The sequence below is a fragment of the Clostridium sp. AM27-31LB genome, from assembly GCF_003480745.1.
GTDB classification, from domain to species: Bacteria; Bacillota; Clostridia; order Lachnospirales; family Lachnospiraceae; genus Butyribacter; species Butyribacter intestini.
Genome location: NZ_QUJS01000009.1, coordinates 43,598 through 68,534, shown reverse-complemented (window position 1 = coordinate 68,534; position 24,937 = coordinate 43,598). Strand labels below are relative to the sequence as shown.

Sequence of the window (24,937 nt, the reverse complement as noted above, 5' to 3'; positions counted from 1 at the left end):
AAATAGTTTTGAAAGCACAATATAACAGTTGACAAAAATTACCCCACATATTAAAATACATTTATCTATAAGTGAAAAAGGCTGTGAAAAGAAAAGTATGTTACAGAAAGTATTACAGAGAACCCGTAGCGTTGCTTGGTACATTATGTGTTATGTATGAGAAAGTGACCCGTTGCTGAGAAAGGGCATATGGAATGTAGCAGAAGATGGTCTTGGAGCCGTACACTCTGAACATAATCTTATGTTTATGCCGTAGGTGTAAATAAAAATGATAGTGCAGCATAAAAAGTAGGAGGTACCGGGTACGCCCGTTAAAGCGTGGCACTGTGATGGCAGTGATTGAGGTTCGCATTGTGAAGTGCGGATAAATTAAAGTGGTAACGCGGTATAATCGTCTTTAAGAATATTTCTATTCTTAAAGATTTTTTTATTTTATTGGAGGTTCAAAATGGCAGAGAAAAAGAGATTTTATTTGACAACAGCGATTGCCTACACATCAGGCAAACCGCATATCGGAAACACTTACGAGGCTGTTCTCGCAGACAGTATCGTGCGTTTTAAAAGACAGCAGGGATATGATGTCCGTTTCCAGACAGGAACAGATGAGCATGGACAGAAGATTGAGATTAAAGCTGATGAAGCAGGTATAACACCAAAGAAATTTGTTGATGATGTATCGGGACAGATTAAGTCAATCTGGGATTTGATGAATACATCATATGATAAATTTATCAGAACAACTGATGAATACCATGAGAAACAGGTTCAGAAGATTTTCAAAAAATTATATGAACAGGGAGATATTTATAAGGGATATTATGAGGGAATGTACTGTACACCTTGTGAGTCATTCTTTACTGCATCACAGCTTGTAGATGGAAAGTGTCCTGACTGTGGCAGGGAATGTCAGCCTGCAAAAGAGGAGGCTTATTTCCTTAAACTCAGCAACTATGCAGACAGACTTATTGAGCATATCAATACACATCCTGAATTTATTCAGCCTGAGTCACGCAAAAACGAGATGATGAACAACTTCCTTCTTCCGGGACTTCAGGATTTGTGTGTATCCCGTACTTCTTTCAAATGGGGTATTCCGGTAGATTTTGATCCGGGTCATGTCGTATATGTATGGGTGGATGCACTCAGCAACTATATCACGGGACTTGGATATGATGTTGACGGAAACAATGATACAAGCGAAACAGGAACAGACCTTTTTGAAAAATTCTGGCCTGCTGACCTTCATCTTATAGGTAAGGACATTCTTAGATTCCATACAATTTACTGGCCTATCATGCTTATGGCACTTGGACTTCCACTTCCAAAGCAGGTATTCGGTCATCCGTGGCTGCTTCAGGGCGAGGGCAAGATGAGTAAATCAAAAGGAAATGTAATCTATGCCGATGACCTTGTAGATATGTTCGGAGTTGATGCAGTTCGTTACTTTGTACTCCACGAAATGCCATTTGAAAATGATGGTGTGATTACATGGGAGCTTATGGTTGAGCGTATGAACTCAGACCTTGCAAACACACTTGGAAATCTTGTCAACAGAACGATTTCAATGACAAACAAATATCTTGGCGGAGTTGCAGAAGATAAGGGTGTTACGGAAAGTGTTGACGATGAACTTAAGTCATTTGTACTCTCCGTACCAAAGAAAGTTGAAGAAAAAATGGATAAACTTCGTGTTGCAGATTCAATTACGGAAGTGTTTACGATATTTAAGAGATGCAACAAGTATATCGATGAAACAGAGCCTTGGGTACTCGGAAAAGATGAGGCAAAGAAGGACAGACTTTCAACCGTTCTTTACAACCTTATCGAGAGCATCACAATCGGTGCAAGCCTTTTGAAATCATTTATGCCTGACACTACAGACAAGATTTTAAAACAGCTCAATACAACAGAGCGTGCACTTGAAGATATGGATAAATTCGGTCTTTATGAGTCAGGAACAAAGGTGACAGATGCACCTGAAATTCTCTTTATGAGACTGGATGTGAAAGATGTACTTGCAAAAGCTGAGGAAATTCAGGCGGCACAGAAAGCGGCAGCCGGAGCAGCAGAGGAAACAGGCTCAGACGAGGAAGTAATAGATATAGAAGCAAAACCTGAAATTACATTTGATGACTTTGAGAAAATGCAGTTCCAGGTAGGTGAGATAATTGCGTGTGAGGAAGTAAAGAAATCAAAGAAACTTCTCTGCTCACAGGTAAAAATCGGAAGTGAAGTAAAACAGATAGTATCAGGAATAAAGAAGCATTACTCAGCAGAAGAAATGGTAGGCAAAAAAGTAATGGTACTTGTAAACCTTAAACCTGCAAAACTCGCCGGTGTATTATCAGAGGGAATGTTACTCTGTGCAGAAGATGCAGACGGAAATCTTTCACTTATGACACCTGAAAAGAAGATGCCGGCAGGAGCAGAAATCTGCTAGTGGATTTACAAAGAACTTGAAAAGTATATATTAATATGGTAAAAAATAAAAGGGCAAAATATCAATTTTGCCCTTTTTAAGAAAGATTGAGAAATGAGGAATAAAAATGCAAAATCAATTTTCGCGTTCGGAATTATTAATAGGTAAAGAAGGTATTGAAAAACTCCACAAATCAAGAGTGGCAATCTTTGGTATAGGCGGAGTCGGCGGTTATACTGTTGATGCACTTGTCCGCAGCGGAGTTGAGCAGATAGATCTGATAGATGATGATAAAGTCTGCCTTACAAATCTTAACCGCCAGCTTATCGCAACGAGAAAAACGGTCGGAAAAGACAAAGTAGATATTATGCGTGAGCGTATTTTGGAGATAAATCCCAAAGTGACGGTAAATGTCTATAAGACCTTTTTCCTGCCTGAAAATGCAGATACATTTCCATTTGAAGAGTATGATTATGTTGTAGATGCAGTAGATACCGTGACAGCGAAAATATCACTTGTCATGAAGTGTCAGGAGATGAATATACCGATAATAAGCTGCATGGGAGCCGGAAATAAGATGGATGCAAGTGCATTTAAAGTGGCAGATATTTACAAAACAAAAGTGTGTCCGCTTGCAAAAGTAATGCGCCGTGAGCTTAAAAAACGAGGTGTTAAAAAGCTTAAAGTTGTTTATTCGGAAGAAAAACCTATGACACCTATCGAGGATGAAAATGATAATTGCAAAAATCACTGCATATGCCCTCCAGGGGTACAGCGTACCTGTTTGCAGAGAAGGTCAGTGCCGGGAAGTATGGCATTCGTGCCGGCGGTTGCAGGGCTTATTATTGCTGGTGAGGTTGTAAAGGATATTATTGCGGAGTAAATTAATCGGAAATAAATATTGATATTAAGCGGCATAAATAAAGAAATCGTCACTTGTATGTATCGATTCTAAAGGATTAGTCTTTTGGAGATTGATTGAGTTATATAAGTGGCGATTTTTTTGACTCTTTTGTTTTAGATAAAACAGAACAAATTTAATAAATAGTAAAAATAAGCAAAAAAGTTGTATAATAATTAAAAATTATATGGCATTTTTGCTTTTTTGTATTTTAAAAATGAAATAATGCTGATATAATCAACATAAAATATAAAATAATTTAGAATTATTTATGCAAAGTATCTAATAGGGTGCGGGAGAGTTTCTGGAGGCTTAGTATTTAACACTATCAGGCAAAGAGCGGAGTGTACCACGAATATCCGCTTGGCAAATCTAAAGGAGAGTATGAAAATGAGACTTAAAAAAATCACAACTGTACTTATGGCAGCGGCAATGTGCATATCCGGTCTGACGGCTGTACCTGCTGATGCCAATGCGGCGGCAAGTTCATCAGCTGCTTCAAGCACAACTAGAATTTCCGTGCATGACCCATCAATTTTTTATGATTCATCGACAGGTTCTTACAACATTTATGGTTCACACATGGCACAGGCATCATCAAAGGATTTGAGAAACTGGTCTGCTATGAGAACTCAGGGATATACAAACAAATCTTTGTATGCGAGTGAAAATGTCGAGGGTATTTATTATATCAAAAATAAGTTTAGCGGATTGTACCTTGATATTGAAAATGGCTCAGCACAAGATGGAGCAAATATCCGTCAGTGGTCTTACAACGGTTCTGATGCACAGAAGTTTAAATTTGTCTCTACCGGTGATGGTTATTATTATATTCTTACGGGTGCGACAAGCTATAAAAAGTGTGTCGATGTTGACGGTGGTTCATCAAAAGACGGCACTAACATTATGCAGTGGAGTTATTGGGGCGGAGAAATGCAAAAATACCGCATTGTTCAGAATGCAGACGGAACATATGCGATTTTGACAAAGGCAAGTGATTGTAAATCAGGTCTTGATGTATATGACTGGAGCAAATCAGCAGGTGGAAATATAAATGAATGGAACTATTGGGGCGGTGACTGTCAGAAATGGGAACTTGTAACGGCTGTTAAAAACAGTGGAAGCACAAAAGCTTCAAAAAATGAATCTCTTGAACAGTCGCTTGCATCATCATTCCAGTGGGCTGGTTACAATGACTCCGATTGCAAGGGCGGATACGGTGTCTGGGCACCTGATGTTATCTATAATAAAAATTATGTATGGAAAGACGGAAGTAAGGGTGCGTACATGATTTATTATTGCACATCATCAACGGCGGTGCGTTCATGTATAGGATATGGGGTATCGAAGTCTGCGACAGGTCCGTTCTCTTATGTAGATACAGTTGTTTATTCTGGATTTACAAAGGGAGATGTAAATGTAACAACAAAATCTAATCTTGGAACAAAGACAGTTAATACAAACTATAGCAATACCAATATTCCAAAATTGATAAATAACGGAAAAGTTGAGAAAGTTGGAAACTGGTTCTCATCAAATGGAGCATATAATAGCAGTTTTTATCCAAATGCGATAGATCCGTGTATTTTATTTGATGCAAATGGAAAACTCTGGATGACATATGGTTCATGGTCAGGAGGAATTTATATTCTTGAGCTTGACGCGGCTACCGGTCAGCCGAAATATCCAAAAACTACAAGTGGTAACACAGACGGATATTTTGGTAAGAAAATAGCAGGCGGATATAAAAAATCAGGCGAAGCACCTTACATTCAGTACGATGCAGAGAGCGGTTATTATTATCTCTATGTAACATATGGATGGCTTGGGGCAGACGGCGGCTATCATATGAGAATGTATCGTTCAAAGACAATCAATGGAAATTATGTTGATGCCGCAGGGAATTCAGCAGTATTTTCAGCAGGAACAAATCAGGCAGACCGTGGAATAAAAGTTATGGGAAATTATAACTTTACCCCGATAATGCAGGGTTACAAATCAGCCGGTCACAACTCAGCATTTATTGACACGGACAATCAGAGATATCTTGTTTATCACACCAGATTTGACAGCGGAAATGAGTCACATGAAGTGAGAGTACACCAGCAGTTTTTAAATCAGGATAACTGGCCGGTTACGGCAGTTTATGAGTATCTCGGAAGTACGATTTCAAAAACGGGCTATTCAGCATCAGATATGCTTGGAGAATATGAATTTGTAAATCATGGAAAAGATGCTTCAACAAAAAATGTCGGAATGCTCACAACACAGAAAGTAAAATTAAATTCCAACGGAAAAATCACCGGGGATGTGACGGGAAGCTGGAGTTATATTAAAGGAACATATTATTGTCAGATGGTTATAGACGGTGTGATGTATAAAGGTGTATTTTTCAAGCAGAAAGATGAAACACCGAGCCACAATGAAGTTATGACATTCTCATTGATAGGAAAAAATAATCAGACGATATGGGGAACAAAAAATTCAGTTAAAGTAAGCAAGACGGAGGGAATATTTTATATAAGAAACAAGTTTTCAGGCAAATATTTAGATGTGGCAGACGGAAGTTCGGCAGACCATGCGAATATCCAGCAGTGGGCATATAATGGACTTGCATCACAGAAATATAAGATAGTATCAAATGGTGACGGATATTACTATATACTTACAGGAGCATCAAATTATACAAAGGCACTTGATGTGGCAATGGGAAGTGCTGCGGACGGAACCAACATTGTACAGTACAGTCTGAACAAAGGGACAAATCAGTTGTTTAAATTAAGCAAACAGTCAGATGGAACATATGCAGTATTGTCAAAGGCATCAAGCTGTAAATCAGGTCTTGATGTGTATGACTGGAGCAGGGATTCAGGCGGAAACATAAATCAGTGGAATTTCTGGGGCGGTGACTGCCAGAAGTGGATATTGGCTGCAGTAAAGTAAAAAATTAAAATATCTAATAAGAATAAAAAACACCCGGATTATTTAAATGAAATAATCCGGGTGTTTTTTAAATCCTCCTACAGCTTTCTCTTACCACAAGTTCACACGGTATTTTAGCCTTAAGCGGTGTTTTTATGCTAAGATTTGAAGAGACATATACAAGATTTGCCCCGTGCTGTCCCATATCATATGCAGGTGCATGGATTGTGGTGAGCGGCGGCGTAATATAAGCACTTGTCTCCTCATCGTTAAATCCTATAATGGATATATCATCAGGGATTTTAAGTCCGTTTTCACGGATTGCTTTCATGGCACCGAGTGCAATAACATCATTTGCTGCAAATACGGCGGTCGGAATATTGTTTTCACGGAAAAGTTCATTCATCATGTCAAATCCTGATTCAAAAGAAAAACTTCCCTCTTTAAAATAAGTTTCACAATCCATTTTTCTGTGATTCATATATTTTTTGTAGGCTGTGGTGCGGGCGTCGGTTATAAGTTCATGTTTGCCTACATATTCTTTTCCGCCTAAAAATGCAATCTTACTATGCCCAAGTTCCGTCAGATAGTCAAGTGCACTGTAAACGGCGTGTTCAAAATCCATTGATAATGAAGTGATATTAAATTCGTCTACTGCCATATCAAGAAAAACAATATTGCTGCATATGTTTATAAAATTTTTGATTTCAAGGCGGCTGAATTTGCCGATACATATAAGACCGTCAACTGTATTTAATTTAGAAAAATATTCTGAATCACCCGGAAACACACGGAGTATATTTATATTGTTTTTCACGCAGAAATCCTCAACTCCCTGTCTTGCTTTAAGATAATAGTTGTCTTTTAATTCTTCCTCGGCAGAAAACCACAAAACAATTCCCATAGTAAAACAATTTCCGGTTAGGGGTGTGTTTGCTCTTGGGATTTTTTTGTAATCTAAATTTTTAGCTGTCTCCAATACTCGTTTTCGTGTCCCGGCGGAAACATGAAGTGTTGTATCGTTGTTTAATATTCTTGAAACGGCACCGGGAGAAACTCCGGCAGCTTTGGCTATATCACGGATTGTAGGCATATTTATAAAAATCGTCCTTTCTGTTAGTCTGATTTATGAATATCTGATATACAAGTTGAAAAAGTATATCAAAGTGTTAAATGTGTTTATGTTTACTAAACATATGGTAACACAATATGCTGAAAATGTCGAGTTTATTTTGGAGCAAACGATAAATTTTGTAATAGCTGCCCGTTTTCTAGTGTGGAAATATATCTGGAAATGCAAAAGGTAAACTAGGATAATGGCTCAGATATTGTTGATAAGTCATGTCTTACAATAAAGTTTGTAACAGTTCAGCCCTTCATTTATTACATTCGTAAACCTGCCAGCAAGCTGTCAGTCGCTGCTATGCAGCTTGAGTCTACTTCATTTCATAAATGAAAGGCTATTCTGCCCCAAAAAACAAGTCAATAATACATTGAGCAAGCTCATGTATTATTGACTTATCTTTTTTAGGCTGAACTGTTACAAAAGTTTAGTAAAAATAAGTAAACTTTTATTGACATTATGATAAATTGGCATTATATTAGAGTTAAATGTTGAAAGGTTTAGCTTTATGTTGAAATAAAATTAAAATTGGGAGGATTTTGTGCATGAAAAAAACAAATGAAATAAAAGAAGCATTAAAGAAAGGTGATTACAAAGACCTGTTGACAGACATTTATGTTGATGAGAGCAGGATAGAGTATCAGACAGAGCGTTATATAAAAGCGATTGAAAAGTTTGAAAAGCTTTATGGTGATGGAGATGCAGCAATATACAGTGCACCGGGAAGAAGCGAGGTTGGTGGAAATCATACAGACCATCAGCACGGTGAGATTTTAGCAGCATCTATCAATCTGGATGCTATTGCAGTCACGAGAAAAACAGATGACAACATGATTCATCTTATCTCAGGTACATATAAAGAAATTGTTATTGATGTAAATGACATTTCTTATAAAGAAAGCGAAAAGGAAACTACAAAAGCCTTGATTAAAGGTGTGCTTAAAGGTGCAAAAGACCACGGTTTTGATATTGGCGGCTTTACTGCATATGTCACAAGTGATGTGCTCATAGGTGCAGGATTGTCTTCATCGGCAGCGTTTGAAACGGTTGTGGGAACTATTATTTCACAGCTTTACAATGACGGAAAAATGGATGCGGTCACGATTGCTATTATCGGTCAGTATGCGGAAAATGTATATTTTGGAAAACCTTGTGGACTTATGGATCAGATGGCTTGTTCTGTAGGAAGTCTTGTACATGTTGATTTTGCAAAGCCAAAAGAGCCGGTTGTTGAAAAGGTTGAATTTGACATGAATAAGTATGGTTACAGTTTATGTATCACGGATACAAAGGGCTCTCATGCAGACCTTACGGCAGATTATGCGGCGGTACCACAGGAAATGAAAGAGGTTGCAGCTTATTTTGGAAAAGAAGTTCTTAGAGAAGTTTCAATGGACGATATTATTGAAAATATATCGAAGCTCAGAGAAAAATGTGGTGACAGAGCCGTACTTCGTGCAATTCATTTTATAAATGAAAATAAGCGTGTTGGAAAACAGGCAGAGGCTCTTAAATCAGAAAAGATAGATGAGTTTTTAACTCTTATAAAAGAATCAGGAGACTCATCATACAAGTATCTTCAGAATGTTTATACGGTAAATGATATCAGACATCAGAATGTATCACTTGCACTTGCGATAAGCGACACTGTACTTGAGGGTGGAAAAGGAGTATGTCGTGTGCATGGCGGCGGATTTGCAGGAACAATACAGGCATTTGTTAAAAATGAAGCCGTACCTGAATATCTTGAAAAGATGGATAAAGTATTTGGAAAAGGTGCTTGCAATGTGCTTAAAATTCGTAAGTACGGTGGAATGAAAGTTATTGATTAAAGTTGTGGTATTTGTAAAACTGGATGTAGGCTGTGTTAATTGTATTAATATAGCAAATAATATCGGCTAACATTATTTGTTATATTTAATACAATTTAATTACATATCAAGATAGTTTTGCAAACACCTAATGAGATAATAGATGAGATAAAAATTAAAGTTGATAATAAACGAGAATTGTTGTGCTGTATTCTCTGCTTGAAAAAGAAGCAGGCATACAGGATTGCTGAAAACAGCAGGAGGATATGAGAGTATGATTACGAAATATATCAGTGAACTTGTTTCATACGGGAAGGCTAATGGCTTGATTGAGGAATGTGATGAGATTTATGTTACAAATAGACTTTTAGAATTGTTTGATGTGATGGAATATGATGTAAAGAATGAAAATTCTGATACTAAGGATTTGAGTGAGTCGCAGAAGTGTGAAAACTCAGAAGAGAAACATAAGGCTGCATCATTCAGACCGGTGCATGAGATACTTGAAGATATGGTGAAGTATGCATTTGAAAACGGTATTATGAAAGAGGATACGATTACTGCAAAGGACTTGTTTGACACAAAGATAATGGGATGTATAACTCCGCCGCCAAGTATTGTGAGGAAAGAATTTAAGGATAAATATGCGGTTTCTCCAAAGGCGGCAACTGATTTTTATTATAGTTTCAGCCAGGCAGCCAATTATATAAGAAAAGACAGAATTGCAAGAGATGAAAAATGGGTTACTGATACGGAGTACGGCGAGATTGATATTACCATAAATCTTTCAAAGCCGGAGAAAGATCCAAGAGATATTGCAAAGGCTGGAAAAGCAAAGAAGTCTGGTTATCCGGCTTGTCTTTTGTGCAAGGAAAACGAGGGATATGCAGGTCATTTTTCACATCCTGCAAGACAAAATCACAGGATTATTCCTGTTACATTAGACGGACAGCAGTATTATATGCAGTATTCGCCATATGTTTATTATAATGAACATTGCATTATATTTAATGCCGAGCATACACCGATGAAAATAGACCATGCAGTATTTAAGAAAATTCTTGATTTTGTAAGACAGTTTCCGCATTATATGGCTGGCTCAAACGCAGACCTGCCTATAGTTGGAGGCTCTATTTTAAGTCATGACCATTTTCAGGGCGGCGGATATACATTTGCAATGGCAAAAGCTGATTATGAGAAAACATTTGTAATTTCTGGATATGAAGATGTAAAAGCAGGAATTGTAAAATGGCCTATGTCCGTAATTCGTTTACAGGGGGAAAATGCAGACAGTATAGTAAATGCGGCAGACCATATTCTTACAAGCTGGAGAGCATATACAGATGAAGACGCATTTATATTCAGCGAGACAGACGGAGAACCACACAATACAATAACTCCTATTGCCCGTATGCGTGATGGAAAGTACGAACTTGACCTTGTGCTCCGCAACAACATCACAACTAAAGAAGCACCGTGGGGAGTTTACCATCCGTCAGCAGACCTTCATCATATTAAGAAAGAAAACATTGGACTTATCGAGGTAATGGGACTTGCGGTGCTTCCGGCAAGACTTAAAAAGGAAATGAGCGACCTTGCAGATGCAATCTTAAATCACAAAGATATTCATGCGGATGAGATACTTGAAAAACACGCTGATTGGGTAGATGAGTGGATAGAAAATTATACGATAACTCCGGAAAATATAATGGATATAATCCATGATGAGATAAGCAAAGTATTTGTTAAGGTGCTTGAATGTGCAGGAGTTTATAAACGCACGGAAGAGGGACAGAAAGCATTTATGAGATTTGTGGAGAGTTTGTAGGATGAAAAACAGTGAAAAGTTCGATATAAGATACAGTAAAATAAATTTAGTATTTGAATTCACAGAAGCCACAAAAATGCCGAAAAATAAAGTTTCGGCGATAAGAGGCGGTATGGGAGAAATGCTTCTTGAACAATATTGCCTGTCGGATAGAAATTGTAATGTTTGTAAATTCAAAGAAGATTGTACTGTACCAAGAATATTTTATCATCCATTAAAAATAAAACCGGAGTATGTAACAAACGGTGAAAGTCTGGGATATATAATAGAGTGTGAAAATAAGCAGACAACATTCAGCAGAGGAGACAAACTAAAAGTAAATATTATCTTATTTGGAAATGTTATAATATATTTTTCACAGATATTGCAGGCATTATATATGCTGGGGATGAAGGGAATAGGAAAAGAAAAAAGCAGATTTGAGATAGCAGGCATATTTAACGAAAAAAGACAGCCGATACTTGAGGATGGTGCTATTAACAATAACAAAATAATAATAAATACACTGTCAAACTATATCGAATATCAATTAAAAAAATTAAACAGCTCAGACAGAAAAATACTGAAATTTTGCACACCATTATCACAGAAATTCAGAGGACAATGGCTAAACAAATTTGACGGACAGGCATTGACAGAAGCTGCAATTAGGAGAGTATATCTGTTAAATTGTATGGAGGGAAATGATGTAGGAAAAATATATCTTGAAAGTGAATTTCCATATATAGAAGAGCAGGAAGTGTACCATACTAAGATTGACAGATATTCAAATACACATAAAAGCCATATTGCATTGCACGGAATTAAAGGGGAATGTGTCCTTGGAAACATAAGCGATGAGTCGCTTGAATATCTTATCGCAGGACAGCTTGTGCATATAGGAAAGAATACAAGCATGGGGTTTGGCAGATATGTGATATTGGATTAGAAAAGTAATGCAAACAATGATAATAAATGTCAGTATATGTCAATACGGAAGTGGCAGAAGATAGTCTGATAAGTGAACTCATGCAATGTTTTCTAAAAACAGATTTCGAGGATGATAAATTTTCAAATATATCAAGAAGAACGAAAGAAATAAAACATGGTGAGGAGGACGAGAAGATGTGTAAAAGTGTAGAGGAATATGCCGAGAGAAAAGCGAAAGAGGCAGCTAAAGAGGCAGCACAAAAAGCAGCAAAAAAAGCTACAGAGGAGGCTGTAAAAAAAGCTATGGCTGACAAGAAAAAAACGGTAGAAAAATTAAATGATATGGGAATGGATATTTCTTTAATAGCAAGTGCTGTAGATATGGATGAAGAAACTATAAAACAGTGGTTAGAGAAATAATGTTTTTTAATGTTAAGGCACCGATTTGGTTAATTAGTTTGCTTGAAACATTAAGCATCTACATATGTTTGCTAGGTGTGAAAGTTGGAAAAGTAACAGTTCAGCCTCTCATTTATTACATTCGTAAACCTGCCAGCAAGCTGTCAGTCGCTGCTATGCAGCTTGTGTTTATTTACGCGAAAGCAAAGTGAGGATGGAACAAATAAATTTGTTCCATCTGAGCGTGCTCGCGAGGGGTTTGCCCCCATTTCAGAAATGAAAGGCTATTCTACCATAAAAAGATAATCAACAATACAATGAGCAAGCTCAAGTATTGTCAATTATTTTTTATGGCTGAACTGTTACTTGGAAAAATTGGAAATTGAAAGTTTTTATATACATTTATAACATGATATGTTAAAATAAAGTTATAAATCCATTTTTACAACTAAGGTCTAAAAATGACAAAAAAATAGTAACAGTTCAGCCTTTTATTTCTTACATTCATAAACCTGCCAGTAAACTGTCAGTCGCTGCCATGCAGCTTTTGTTTATTTACGCGAAAGCAAAGTGAGGATGGAACAAATAAATTTGTTCCATCTGAGCGTGCTCGCGAGGGCTTTGCCCTCATTTCAGAAATGAAAGGCTATTCTACCATAAAAAGATAATCAACAATACAATGAACAAGCTCGTTGTATTGTCAATTATCTTTTTATGCTGAACTGTTACAAAATATGAACAAAGTGTAAAGAGACACAAAAACAGCAAAAAATAAGCAGATTTTGATATTGTCAGACAATTACTTGCAAAATCGAGTCCGCAAATGCTTCATTTTAGGGCGTTCCCAGAGGGGAGCGTAGAAATGGAAGAAGCCCGATAAAGGGCATTGACTCATATAATTGTTTTCCTCCTTTTATTTTGCATCCGTGTAGAAATGGAAGAAGCCCGATAAAGGGCATTGACTCATCTTTATTTCCTATTGTAATAAATGTATTCATAGTAGTAGAAATGGAAGAAGCCCGATAAAGGGCATTGACTCTTCTCTAATATAGTAGTTACGATTTTATCTACATCTGTAGAAATGGAAGAAGCCCGATAAAGGGCATTGACTCAGTCTGATTTCTGGTGCTTTCAACCGTGATACTTTGTGTAGAAATGGAAGAAGCCCGATAAAGGGCATTGACTCATCACCCTTTGAGTCATTGGGTTGTATTTGTAATAGTAGAAATGGAAGAAGCCCGATAAAGGGCATTGACTCTTCAAGAAGATTGTTCATTCCTTCAGCAGATTTTGTATAAATGGAAGAAGCCCGTTAAAGGGCATTGACACAATAATAGCCATTTTGCTTAATTCCGACCTTTTTCGGTAGAAATGGAGAAAACCTGTTGAAGGGGATTATTAAAAAAGTAACGCAAACAATGATAAAATCGCCATTTAAAGCAGTTAAGTGGTGATTTTTTTGTATGTTATTAACAAAGAAATCTATATAAAATAATGCATATTGCATAAGAAAATAAAAAATCTAATATTACAAAATTGTTTATAGTGAACCAAATCATATAAAATATTTCTGACAATATTCACATATTAAAAAGATAAATCGTATGTTATCATTATTTCACTTAAGAAAAACAAGCATTTTCATCTGTTTATCAGATGATAAAGTTCAGTTATGAACATATATTTCTGAAGCAAATACTGAAAGAAGGTGGAACAAGTGTCTAATAAAATACAAAATAAAGGAAAATCTAAAAAGAATAGAAAAACTGATGAAGAAGTGATACAGATAATAAGAAATCTTCGTTTGATTGACGATGTATTATTTGAGAAGTTTATGGAAGATGCAGCGGCGTGCGAAGAGTTATTACAGGTAATACTTGAAAATTCACGGCTGAAAGTTAAGCCGGAAACATTAGTTGCACAAAAGTCATTAAGAAATCTTGCAAAGAGATCAGTTCGCTTAGATGCATATATTGAAGGTGTTGAAGATAAAGTATATAATATAGAAATACAGAGATCAGATAATTGCAATCATGTAAAACGCGTGCGTTATAATGCATCAACGATAACAATTAATAAATCTGAACCGGGTGATGAATTTGAGGATGTTCAGGATGTAATAGTAATTTATATATCCGAGTTCGATATGTTTGGAGCAGGAAAAACAGTGTATCATGTAGAAAATGTTATAAGGGAAACAGGCAATTCGGTAAATGATGGTCTTATGTCAGTATATGTCAATACTGAAGTGGCAGACGATAGTCTGATAAGTGACCTCATGCAATGTTTCCTAAAAACAGATTTCGAGGATGATAAATTTCCAAATATATCAAGAAGAATGAAAGAATTAAAACATGGTGAGGAGGACGAGAAGATGTGTAAAAGTGTAGAAGAATATGCCGAGAGAAAAGCGAAAGAAGCAGCAAAAGAGGCAGCACAAAAAGCAGCTCAAAAAGCTACAGAGGAGGCTGTAAAAAAAGCTATGGCTGAGAAGAAAAAAACGGTAGAAAAATTAAATGATATGGGAATGGATATTTCTTTAATAGCAAGTGCTGTAGATATGGATGAAGAAACTATAAAACAGTGGTTAGAGAAATGATGTTTTCACAAAACGAGCATTTCCTAACGACTTGCCCTTACTATGTCTTTCGTGGTAATATAAACAACTGTACGACAAAGCAAAAAGTACAGATTCAAAAGAAAAAAATATCTAAAACTATTAAGAAGCAGAGTGGATTGCAAATATCTGCCTGACTGGTAAAATGTTTTTGTTACACGAAAGGAGTAAAAAATGAGTAATAAACAATCTTCAGCCCCTATTCAGGAAAATAAGATGGGGATTATGCCAATAGGAAAACTGGTTTTCAATATGTCACTGCCGATGATGGTTTCGATGATGGTGCAGGCATTATACAATATTGTTGACAGTATATTTGTCGCAAAATTATCGGAGAATGCTTTGACGGCGGTTTCACTTGCATTCCCTTTGCAAACGCTTCTTATTGCGGTAGCTACGGGAACCGGTGTAGGTATGAATGCACTTTTGTCTAAGTCTCTCGGGGAGAAAGATTTTAAGAAAGCTAATAAAACGGCGACAAATGCAGCATTTATATATGCGGTAAGTTATATTATTTTTCTAATACTTGGATTTACCGTAGTGAAGCCTTTTTACAGAAGTCAGGTGGGAAGTGCCGATGCTGAGATTATGACCATGGGAGTTGATTATCTTAGCACGGTCATGATTTTTTCGTTTGGTATTTTCACGCAGGTGTTTTTTGAGAGACTTCTCACATCGACAGGACGCACGATTTTTAGTATGACTTCCCAACTCAGCGGTGCGGTTACAAATATTATATTAGATCCGATTTTAATCTTCGGTATGTTTGGTGCTCCTAAAATGGGAGTGACGGGAGCTGCTGTTGCCACTGTTATCGGCCAGTGTGTTGCAGGGCTTGTTGCAGGAACTTGTAATCACAAATTTAATCATGAAGTTAGATTTCAATTTAAGGGATTTAAGCCTGATTTTAAGATTATCGGAACGATTTATGCAGTTGGAATACCTTCTATTATAATGCAGTCTATCGGCTCTGTTATGACATACTGCATGAACCGTATTCTTATTGAGTTTTCATCAACAGCTACGGCTGTTTTTGGTGTTTATTTTAAGCTACAAAGCTTTTTCTTTATGCCTGTATTTGGTCTGAACAACGGAATCACACCTATTATTGCCTACAATTATGGTGCGAGACAGCGTAAGCGTATGGTAAAGACGATAAAAGTAAGTCTTGTGACGGCTTTTTGTCTTACATTTATTGGATTTGTTCTTTTTGAGAGTATTCCACAGGCATTGCTTGGATTGTTTAATGCCTCTAATGATATGCTTAAAATAGGTGTGCCTGCACTTAGAACGATAGGTGTACATTATCTGATTGCATGGTTCTGTATTATTGCCGGAACCGTATTTCAGGCACTTGGAAAAGCAGTATTTAGTATGGTTGTATCAATCATGCGTCAGCTTGTAGTTCTTGTGCCGGCTGCGTATCTTCTTGCAAAATTTGGCGGACTTCATATGGTATGGTGGTCATTTCCAATTGCAGAGGTTATGTCATTTATTGTGTCACTTACATTTCTTATAAAAATCTGGAATGACATTATAAAAGATATTCCTGAGGGACGGGAATAAGGCGGATAGCAAACATAAAAATAGGTGACCGGATAGGGTTGATGCATGAAAAAGCTGTTTTGCTTCTTCCAAACCGTCAAGAAGCTGCTTGTTTACATCAAACATACTTTTTAGAAAGAGTGGAAAATCTGCATTGTGATTCCATATATACTTTCCGTCAGCAATAACAAAAGCACCACTGTCCGGATGGACATGGTGCATAAGGTAACGGTATCTTTTCTTAATCAGCGTATTTTGCTGACGGGTCAATGTTTTTTATTGACATATGTACTGCTGCGAGCGACGATGTAGAGAGAGCGTGCCAGTGGCATTATTTGTTATACATCCTCGATTGACACAGATGTATATTACAATTTTATTCCTTTGAGCAGCTTCGCAAAAGGACTCTCGTCAGTATCATCTTCCTTATCTGCACGGAACTCGTCAGGTATTTCATAAGTATCTTCTTTAGCGTCAGGAACATCATCCTCAAGTGCTTTCATGCTGAGTGATATTCTGTCACCGTCAAGTGCAATGATTTTTGCAGATACCGTGTCCCCGGGTTTGACAACTTCTTTTGGAGATTTGATAAATTTATTTGTAATCTGTGATATATGACAAAGTCCTATAAGGTCTTCACCTATTTCAATAAAGACTCCATATGATTCCATGCGCACAATCTTTCCGGAAACGGTTTCGCCAACTGCGAGTTTTGAAACTTTCTGCGAATGTTCAAGCACAGCGTTTTCTCTTGCGATTTCTTTTGCTGAGAGGACAAGTCTTTTTTCGTTTGCGTCAGCGGTAATGATAATCGCATTTAAAGTCATGCCGACATAGCTTTCAGTGTCCTCAACATAGTCAAGACCGATTTTTGAAGCAGGAATAAATGCTCTTACTCCTTTGACAAAACCTGTCACACCACCTGGATTTGCTTCGGTAATCTTGACGGAAAAAACAGTGCGGTTTGCCATATCATTTTTGAGTTCATCCCATACAAGAAGATTGTGGGCAGCTTTTTTTGATAAGATGACGGCTCCGTTGTCACCCTCAGCGTCAATAACCATTGCACGGATAGTATCGCCGATATTGCAGTCGTTTTTGATGGAAAAAGCAGGGTCATCACTACATTCTTCGAGAGGAATGATACCCTCTGTATAATAATTCAAATCGACGGTGAGTTCTGTTTCAGAAATTCCTATAACGGTAACATTTAAAATATCACCCTCTTTTATTACTTTAAAAGAACTTTCAAGTTCCTTTTCAAAATCTTTCATGCTTGTAGCATTGTTATCAGCCATATATTTGTACCCCCTTAGTTGATATATCTTATATTTTAGTATAGTGTGATTGAAAATACAATGATGGATTTTCTTGAGGCAGCAATGTATTCTGTATAGCATAAATATATTTATGTTTTGCTCTTTCAATATAATCAAAAAACATAGTAGAATATCAATCAGTTTTGTTTTATGTTGTGTTATAATATTATGGGTTACTTAGAAAATGGTAAATTTGATTAAAAAAATCAAGCCAGTCGCGAAGTATTGTTGATACGATAATGTCAGTTGAAAGGATCATAGTTATGGATATTAAAATAGTAGTATGTGATGATGAGGTGGAGATATGCGCTTTATTGGAGATGATGTTGATTGATATTTTTAGGGATAAAGGTATGAGTTGTGAAGTAGAGTCATTTTATACAGGAGAAAGTCTGTGTAAAGAATTTGAACGCAGGAAATATGATTTAATCTTTTTAGATATAGAAATGGACGGAAAATCTGGGATAGATGTTGGAAGATTTTTGAGAGATGAACTGGGAAATGAAACAGTTCAGATTGTATATATATCCGCAAAGACAGAATATGCTATGGAACTTTTTGAATTTCATCCGATGAATTTTCTTGTAAAACCGATTGAGCGTTCAAAAATTGAAAAATTAGTTAATAAGTACCTGATTATTACTGAACAGAATAATAAGTTTTTTGGTTACAAAAAGAAAACGGACTATTTTAAAGTTCCGTTGTCAGATATATTATATTTTGAAAGCCATAATCGAAAGATACACATTCAAATGAAGGATAGGGAAGATGATTTTTATGGTTCAATGGATGATGTATATAAAATGGTAAAAGGACATTGCTATTTGTTTATTCACAAATCTATTATTGTAAATTATCGACAAATTAAAAAAATATTTTATGAAAAAGTTGTTATGATAGATGATACCGTATTACCGATCAGTCAGTCTAGGCGGTCTGCAATCAGGAAAATGTGTATGAAAATACGAAAAGAGGAAAAGTGATGGAAAATATATTTAACTATGCTATGGGAGGAATTGTTGATTCTTTGGAAGTATATATTATATTTCGTTATATGATGATATTTTTCGAGGATGCATATGTTAATGACAGATTAGCGTATATTGCCTATGCAGCACGCCTTTTTATTTCTCTTGCCCTGCGTTTTGCTTCCGTATCTCCAGTTATTAGTGCCGGAATTTCATACGGGAGTATTTTTTTTGTTTCGCTTTGTTATGTGACAATTATGTCAAAAAGATTGATTGTTTCTGCGTTTATTTATATGTGTTCATTTTCCTCTGAGGCAGTTGTAGCTGTGATTGTTGGAATAAGTGGTTTTGATGCTTTTGGAAATACTGAGCATATATCGGTATTCTGGAATTTGATAATAGAAATGATTTTTTGGAGCATTTCATTAATTATCAGAAAATTTAATAATATAAATGAAAAGCTCAAAGTACCGAAATCTTTTGTAACATTTATTATAGTGATTACTGTGTCTATGATATGTTTGGAGTGCATGATTTTTTCTCAGGAGAAATTGGATGAACGAATAGCGGGGATTTCACTGGTCTGTCTTATATCATCTGTTTTTATGCTGATGTATTTATATGATTCTTTGACCATAGTAATTAAGGAACATATGGAAACAGCAATTGCTAAAAAGGAAAAAGAATATTATCACAAACAATCTGAAATGCTAACAGAAAAATATGCAGAATTAAACAAATATCGTCATGATATGAAAAATCGAATGATAGCTATACAGCAGATGGTTAATAAAAAACAATATGAGTCTGTATCAAGATATACAGAGGAATTTGTTGAGAAAATAGAATTTGCTACTCCATACTGTAATACGGGAAATATTGCATTGGACAGCATTGTTAATTATAAATTAACAAAAATGACAGAATTGGGGATTTCGGTAGAAATTGATATAGTGCTTCCATCTAACCTGCCAATTAATGAGGATGATTTAGTAGTTATTGTGGGAAATCTTTTAGATAATGCAATGGACGGAACAGGCAGGATGGAAAAAGCAATAGATAGATTTGTTCAAATTGATTTTTCATATGAAAAGGGAAGTGTCTGGCTTTGTGTGAAAAACGCTTATAATGGTTGCTTACAACGACGAGGAAAGAGTTTTTTTACAAGTAAAAAAGACAAGACAATGCATGGCTTGGGCTTGCAAAATGTAAGGGAAATTGTTGAAAAGTATAACGGTTTGTTGGAATTTTCAACAGAAGATAATTTATTTGTAGTGGATATTGTTCTGCATATGTAGGTAAGAAAATTGAATTTTTGTAAAAATGTCATTGGAAAGCACAGAGGTCAAGTGGATATTCGCAATCCGCTTTGCTACTTCTTTGATAGTGCGTAAACTTTAAATTTCAACAAAAGTTTATATAGATTCATACAAATGGCCGTACAAAAGATGAATATATGGTAGAATGAATAAGTCAAGAGAAAATAAATATAAGAGATGTGATTTAAATATGAAAAATAATTTTATAAAAAGAACAATTCGGACAGCAGTGCTACATACTGCTACAAAACAAGCAAATAGTGTATGTGCTTTCTTCTTTTATCAGCCAAAATTACCAGAGGCAGTAAAAAAGCTGAGGAAGTTTTGATGGGAAAAAAGCTGACAAAAGCAGTGGCAAACTGGTTGTTATATGATGATATGGAAACAGGAGAGCTTAACGAAATCTATATGTATGGTGTAGGACAACTTGGAATTAACATATTTAATATGTTAACAGCATTGACTATTGGATTTTTATTTGGTGAATTGCTGGTTTCAGTTGTATATATAATTTCATTTGTATTTTTACGCTCATATGCAGGTGGGTATCATGCTTCAACACCAATGAGGTGTTATGCTTTAACTGTTGCATCAATAATACTTGTACTCTTGACTGTGAAATATGTATCATTAAGTGTATTTTGTCTGCTATTATTATTTATAATGAGTAGCATTGTGATTTTGTTGTTGGCACCTATTGATACTATTAATAAACGACTGGATGAAATTGAACACATTCATTATCGTAAAAAAGCTAGTGTAGTGTTGGCACTTGAATGTTTAATAGTAATTTTAAGTTTAGTGTTTCATAATATTCTGTTTTTGGAAAGTATTATTTTTTCGCAATTTACAATAGCGATATCGTTAATTTGTGGAGAGTTAAAAAATTATTTACAAAGTGATAGTGTGAATGGAGGAAAAATGTTATGAAAAAGATGATAAAGGTAGTATGCAGTTTTGCAATCGCAATGACAACAGCGTGTGGTGTGATTTGTGCAGTAGCATCTGCTGCAAATCCAAATTCTACAACGGGAAAATATGCTTATATGTCTGGAGTGATTGACTATTCGTCTAAAGACAAAGGGGTGGTGAGTGTTAAGAATACTTCTGGCACGACTAGATATATTTCAATTAAATCATATGTTTTAGGAAATAATGCAGGTAGTGTTGCGTCTGGAAAGTGGATTAGACAATCTAAAGAAAATGCAGGTAAATTTTCAGCATCTGCAACAATAAGAAAGAATAAATCATCAACATCGACTGTACTTGAAACTTTGAATTTAACAGTATATTAGTAGTAAAATATATCAGATTTAAAATTATAAGGAGTGACATTTTTATAAAATAAATGACACTCCTTATTTGAATAGGAGGTGCTGAATGAAATATATTTGGTTTAATATAAAAAGCTTTTTCATAAAAAAGAAATTGATATTTATTTTATCTTTTTTTTCTATAATCTGTTCGTGTATTATGATTCATTTTTCTTATGGATTATATCAAAACTATCAGTTAAAAAAACAGTATGATTTGTCAGATGAGAGAAAGATTGTATTGACTTTACAAGGGGATTTTGATGAAACATCAGATAATGAATTAAATGATGATGAAAGCTATTTTATGCCGGCTGATTCAGCAAAAAGTTATGTAACGGTGGATTTATTAAAGAAATATGTGGCGGAATTTAGTAATTCTTATACGGATAAATTGAAATACATTGAAGCGACAGCGATAGTAGACAAATTACCCTTTCATATGAACTTCTCTATAAAGGATGGATTGATTATTAAAAGTGATGAATTTGAAAAAGAAGTAGAAGATAACGCTATGTTGGAAAGTGGAAGATATTTTACGGAGGAAGAATATCGGAAAGGGGAAAAAGTTGCTATTTGTTGGGATTATTTACATTGGAATACAATGTCCTCTCCTGTCAGTAAGCGTATGGCTGTGGACAAGAAAATACTACATATTCAAGGAAAAGATTATAAAATTATTGCTTATGGAATCATTGATATTGACAGACCGGTTATACCAATTACATCTTTGGAGGATACGACGCCTTTTACCGGAGAAATAGTATTTAATTTTAAGAAACCGATTAGACAAGAGCAGTACGATATTGTGGTGGAAAAAACTGAGAAAATTTTTGGTGATAAAGCTGTTGTAGCAGCGGCAAATCTTCCAGATGATGATGCGGTATATCTGTATAACACAATTATAATGGTTACTATTTTTATTACACTTGTTTCTGCAATAAATTTTGCTGTTTTGTATCGTTATATTCTTTCCAGCAGAAAGCAGGCACTCATGGTTTACAGGATTTGTGGGTTGAGTTTTTGCAGAGTTGTATTATTGTACTTGGGAGAATGTACAGCTTTGACTATTACGGCTTACTTTATTGGCGTTTTGCTATTTGAAAATGTAATATTGAAAAAAATTTCGGGGTATTATGAATATATGAGCAGTAGCTACAGCAGTTATATTTATTTTGTATTGTTTGCTGTATATTTTTTGATTTCCTTGCTGGTATTGACTTTAATGATTATATATGCTTTGAAAACAGACATGAAGTTGAATGTAAAGGGAGGAGTTCGATGAAACTAAAATATGCACTTTATGAGCAAAAGAAAAATAAGCTTATGACTATACTGTTTTTTATTCAGACTATGATTGTTTTAATTATGATTGTCAGCATTATTTCAGCAATTTTTTCCAGATATGAAAAATACAAGCCTTTGGAAAGTTTTTTTCGTGGAGATGGTCTGAATATGCATATGACTGATTTGTTGGGGAGAAATGGGCAGAGATATCTTCCTTTTACGGAGTCATCTGATGTGGAAAAATATTTAAAGAAAGCGCATATGGTTAGTTCATATTCTATACAGATGACATTTGATATTGATAATAAAAAGAATGAGCTTGGCACATGGTCACCTGTCGTTGGATATGATGATGAATTACTCTCTGCATATACTCCTGAGATGGAAACAGGACGCTGGCTTAGGATAGAGGATGCAGATACTGATATGATTGAGATTGTGCTGGCACAGAAAGAGAATAGTCATAAAGTAGGAGATATTATAACGCTTACAACATCTGATGTAATAAAAGATTCGAGGAAGTACAAGCTGTCAAAACAGGTTAAGGCTAAGGTTGTAGGAATTCTTGCAGATGGAGCGAGCACAATTATGCGTACAAAACATTATGGAGAATATTCTGATTTTAGGGATTATTATTATCCGTTTAATAGGGACGAGGAGGAAAGGGCAGTCGTATTTGTATCAAAGAGGGATATAGAACATAACAATCGAATTAATGCTGCAACTGAACAAAAGAATTTGATAAAGGGTGAAAAATGCATATGGCCGTATATCATATCAGGGCCATGTTTTATACAATATGATAAGGGGATTTCAAAGAAGGAAAAAGAGTATAATTCAAAATATCTTGCGGTTAATGGCAGGTATGTATTTCGTCATACATCGGTAGAAATGAGAGAAAATAGTATGGAATATATTATGAATCAGATGAATATATTAATTCCTATTCTAATTGCTATGATTATTCTTACAATGATGTCTATTATTAGCAGTACGGTAATTATGATACGACAAAATATGCATAATTATTCTATCTATTATATGTTGGGGTTGACATGGAGAAAATGTGTGTCTATTCATGTATTAAGTGTAATTATGATGCAGATGGGAATATTTGTGTTTACGATATTTTGCATTGGTATTTGTAAAAAGTTGGGTGCACTGGACAGAACTGTTTTTGCTATGGGAGGCTGGCAGTTATTAGGTTGTTTAGTGATGATAGTGTTTTTTATTGTATTTAGTATCGTGCTGTCTTTTTTGTTGATTGGAAAGAAATCAGCAAAAGACATTTTAAGTGAGGTAGAATAGTGTGAAAAATAACACTGATGTGTTTATTTTTCACATGGTTATTTGCTTCTGAGCGAAAACAAATAGCCATGATTGCAGATGAGAAATCGCATGTGCGGATTTCTCATCGTATCTTTGTAACAAAATCGCTCAGAAATGAGGAATAAAATGCTTAAATTAGATAAAATAATAAAAACATATAATAAGGGCAAAAACAATGCTTTTGAGGCACTTCATGGTATATCATTAACAGTAGAAAGTGGGGAGATGGTTGCGATTGTTGGAACATCCGGAGCCGGAAAATCTACCTTATTACATATTCTTGCCTGTATTGATGGCTACGATTCGGGAGAATACTGTATTGATGATATGGTAATAGGTAAGCTTTCAGAGGGAAAGATGGCGGCTATTCGCAACGAGAAAATCGGTATGGTGATGCAGGACTTTGCACTGGTAGAAGAATTTACTGCATTGGATAATGTGATGATTCCACTGGACTTTGCGGCAAGAGGTAAGAAAAAAGGGAAAAAAGAGAGAAAGGAAATTGCTATAAAAATGCTTGAAATGGTACAGATGAAGAATTTTGCTGACAAACCTGTTAATAGTCTTTCGGGTGGACAAAAGCAGCGTGTAGCGATTGCCAGAGCAATCGTAAACGAACCTTTGCTGATTTTGGCTGATGAGCCGACAGGAGCTTTGGATACGGAGACAACCAGAGAAATTATGAAAGTATTTATTGATTTGAATAAACAAGGAAAAACAATTATTATAGTTACTCATGATTTAACGGTTGCAGAGCAATGCAGCAGAGTAATAAAAATTGAAGATGGTGTGATTATAGAGGGTAATTAAAAGTTTAGTTTTATGCGAGATGATGCTGGGAGGAGGTTTAAGAAAAAGAGTATTAGATTCAGGTAGAGTAAATAAAATCAATATCCGTGATAAATGCTATAAAATAAGCATTTATGAA

The 24,937-nt window shown here is 35.6% G+C and carries 18 protein-coding genes and 1 CRISPR repeat array; of the genes, 16 read left to right on the top strand and 2 right to left on the bottom strand.

Features of this window, described 5'->3' with window-relative positions:
- The first annotated feature begins 448 nt into the window (after positions 1 to 448).
- The 3 genes from metG (at position 449) to DW721_RS12580 (ending at position 6,263) form a co-directional block, all read left to right on the top strand.
- Positions 449 to 2,440: a methionine--tRNA ligase gene (gene metG / locus DW721_RS12590; protein WP_118745974.1), complete on the top strand. Its 1,992-nt coding sequence runs from the start codon at positions 449 to 451 to the stop codon at positions 2,438 to 2,440.
- A gap of 106 nt (positions 2,441 to 2,546) precedes the next feature.
- The gene (locus tag DW721_RS12585) at positions 2,547 to 3,302 is read left to right on the top strand and encodes a tRNA threonylcarbamoyladenosine dehydratase (RefSeq protein ID WP_022013128.1); all 756 of its coding nucleotides are present in this window, start codon (positions 2,547 to 2,549) and stop codon (positions 3,300 to 3,302) included.
- 408 nt (positions 3,303 to 3,710) lie between these two features.
- Positions 3,711 to 6,263: an RICIN domain-containing protein gene (locus tag DW721_RS12580; protein WP_243036014.1), complete on the top strand. Its 2,553-nt coding sequence runs from the start codon at positions 3,711 to 3,713 to the stop codon at positions 6,261 to 6,263.
- A gap of 67 nt (positions 6,264 to 6,330) precedes the next feature.
- Here DW721_RS12580 and DW721_RS12575 read toward each other — a convergent pair whose 3' ends face one another.
- Positions 6,331 to 7,335 (bottom strand): LacI family DNA-binding transcriptional regulator, encoded by a 1,005-nt coding sequence (locus DW721_RS12575; RefSeq protein ID WP_118745972.1) that lies wholly within the window; start codon positions 7,333 to 7,335, stop codon positions 6,331 to 6,333.
- A 575-nt stretch (positions 7,336 to 7,910) separates the two neighbouring features.
- On the opposite strand from DW721_RS12575, the gene DW721_RS12565 reads away from it, so the two are divergent.
- The 6 genes from DW721_RS12565 (at position 7,911) to DW721_RS12535 (ending at position 16,495) form a co-directional block, all read left to right on the top strand.
- Complete coding sequence (locus tag DW721_RS12565) at positions 7,911 to 9,197, top strand: galactokinase family protein (RefSeq protein ID WP_118745971.1); 1,287 nt, start codon at positions 7,911 to 7,913, stop codon at positions 9,195 to 9,197.
- A 253-nt stretch (positions 9,198 to 9,450) separates the two neighbouring features.
- On the top strand, positions 9,451 to 11,004 hold the full coding sequence (gene galT, locus DW721_RS12560) for a UDP-glucose--hexose-1-phosphate uridylyltransferase (protein ID WP_118745970.1): 1,554 nt from the start codon (positions 9,451 to 9,453) through the stop codon (positions 11,002 to 11,004).
- Between the two features lies 1 nt (position 11,005).
- A complete protein-coding gene (gene cas6 / locus DW721_RS12555) occupies positions 11,006 to 11,932 on the top strand; it encodes a CRISPR system precrRNA processing endoribonuclease RAMP protein Cas6 (RefSeq protein WP_118745969.1) in 927 nt (308 codons plus the stop codon).
- 26 nt (positions 11,933 to 11,958) lie between these two features.
- Positions 11,959 to 12,333 carry a hypothetical protein gene (locus DW721_RS12550; protein WP_118745968.1) on the top strand — a complete coding sequence of 125 codons (375 nt, stop codon included), beginning with the start codon at positions 11,959 to 11,961 and terminating at the stop codon, positions 12,331 to 12,333.
- 835 nt (positions 12,334 to 13,168) lie between these two features.
- Positions 13,169 to 13,714: a CRISPR direct-repeat array (repeat unit 37 nt; unit sequence GTAGAAATGGAAGAAGCCCGATAAAGGGCATTGACTC).
- A gap of 315 nt (positions 13,715 to 14,029) precedes the next feature.
- Positions 14,030 to 14,911, top strand: coding sequence for an Rpn family recombination-promoting nuclease/putative transposase (locus DW721_RS12540; RefSeq protein ID WP_118745966.1), 882 nt, complete (start codon positions 14,030 to 14,032; stop codon positions 14,909 to 14,911).
- 192 nt (positions 14,912 to 15,103) lie between these two features.
- Positions 15,104 to 16,495 carry an MATE family efflux transporter gene (locus DW721_RS12535; RefSeq protein ID WP_118745965.1) on the top strand — a complete coding sequence of 464 codons (1,392 nt, stop codon included), beginning with the start codon at positions 15,104 to 15,106 and terminating at the stop codon, positions 16,493 to 16,495.
- 347 nt (positions 16,496 to 16,842) lie between these two features.
- Here DW721_RS12535 and DW721_RS12530 read toward each other — a convergent pair whose 3' ends face one another.
- A complete protein-coding gene (locus DW721_RS12530; protein ID WP_182436319.1) occupies positions 16,843 to 17,772 on the bottom strand; it encodes a S1 RNA-binding domain-containing protein in 930 nt (309 codons plus the stop codon).
- A gap of 284 nt (positions 17,773 to 18,056) precedes the next feature.
- On the opposite strand from DW721_RS12530, the gene DW721_RS12525 reads away from it, so the two are divergent.
- The 7 genes from DW721_RS12525 to DW721_RS12490 all read left to right on the top strand — a co-directional run bounded on the left by DW721_RS12525 (position 18,057) and on the right by DW721_RS12490 (position 24,819).
- On the top strand, positions 18,057 to 18,776 hold the full coding sequence (locus tag DW721_RS12525; protein WP_182436318.1) for a LytTR family DNA-binding domain-containing protein: 720 nt from the start codon (positions 18,057 to 18,059) through the stop codon (positions 18,774 to 18,776).
- Positions 18,776 to 20,059 (top strand): sensor histidine kinase, encoded by a 1,284-nt coding sequence (locus tag DW721_RS12520; protein WP_118745962.1) that lies wholly within the window; start codon positions 18,776 to 18,778, stop codon positions 20,057 to 20,059. The genes DW721_RS12525 and DW721_RS12520 overlap by 1 nt, the downstream gene beginning before the upstream one ends.
- 348 nt (positions 20,060 to 20,407) lie before the next feature.
- Positions 20,408 to 21,010, top strand: a complete 603-nt coding sequence (locus DW721_RS12510) for an accessory gene regulator B family protein (RefSeq protein WP_182436317.1) — start codon at positions 20,408 to 20,410, stop codon at positions 21,008 to 21,010.
- Entirely contained in the window at positions 21,007 to 21,375 is a 369-nt protein-coding gene (locus tag DW721_RS12505; RefSeq protein ID WP_118745960.1) for a hypothetical protein, read from the top strand. Before DW721_RS12510 ends, DW721_RS12505 begins: the two co-directional genes overlap by 4 nt.
- Before the next feature lie 85 nt (positions 21,376 to 21,460).
- Positions 21,461 to 22,678 (top strand): FtsX-like permease family protein, encoded by a 1,218-nt coding sequence (locus DW721_RS12500; RefSeq protein ID WP_055945433.1) that lies wholly within the window; start codon positions 21,461 to 21,463, stop codon positions 22,676 to 22,678.
- Positions 22,675 to 23,988 (top strand): ABC transporter permease, encoded by a 1,314-nt coding sequence (locus DW721_RS12495; protein ID WP_118745959.1) that lies wholly within the window; start codon positions 22,675 to 22,677, stop codon positions 23,986 to 23,988. The genes DW721_RS12500 and DW721_RS12495 overlap by 4 nt, the downstream gene beginning before the upstream one ends.
- A gap of 147 nt (positions 23,989 to 24,135) precedes the next feature.
- Positions 24,136 to 24,819, top strand: coding sequence for an ABC transporter ATP-binding protein (locus tag DW721_RS12490; protein WP_118745958.1), 684 nt, complete (start codon positions 24,136 to 24,138; stop codon positions 24,817 to 24,819).
- Positions 24,820 to 24,937 lie beyond the last annotated feature (118 nt).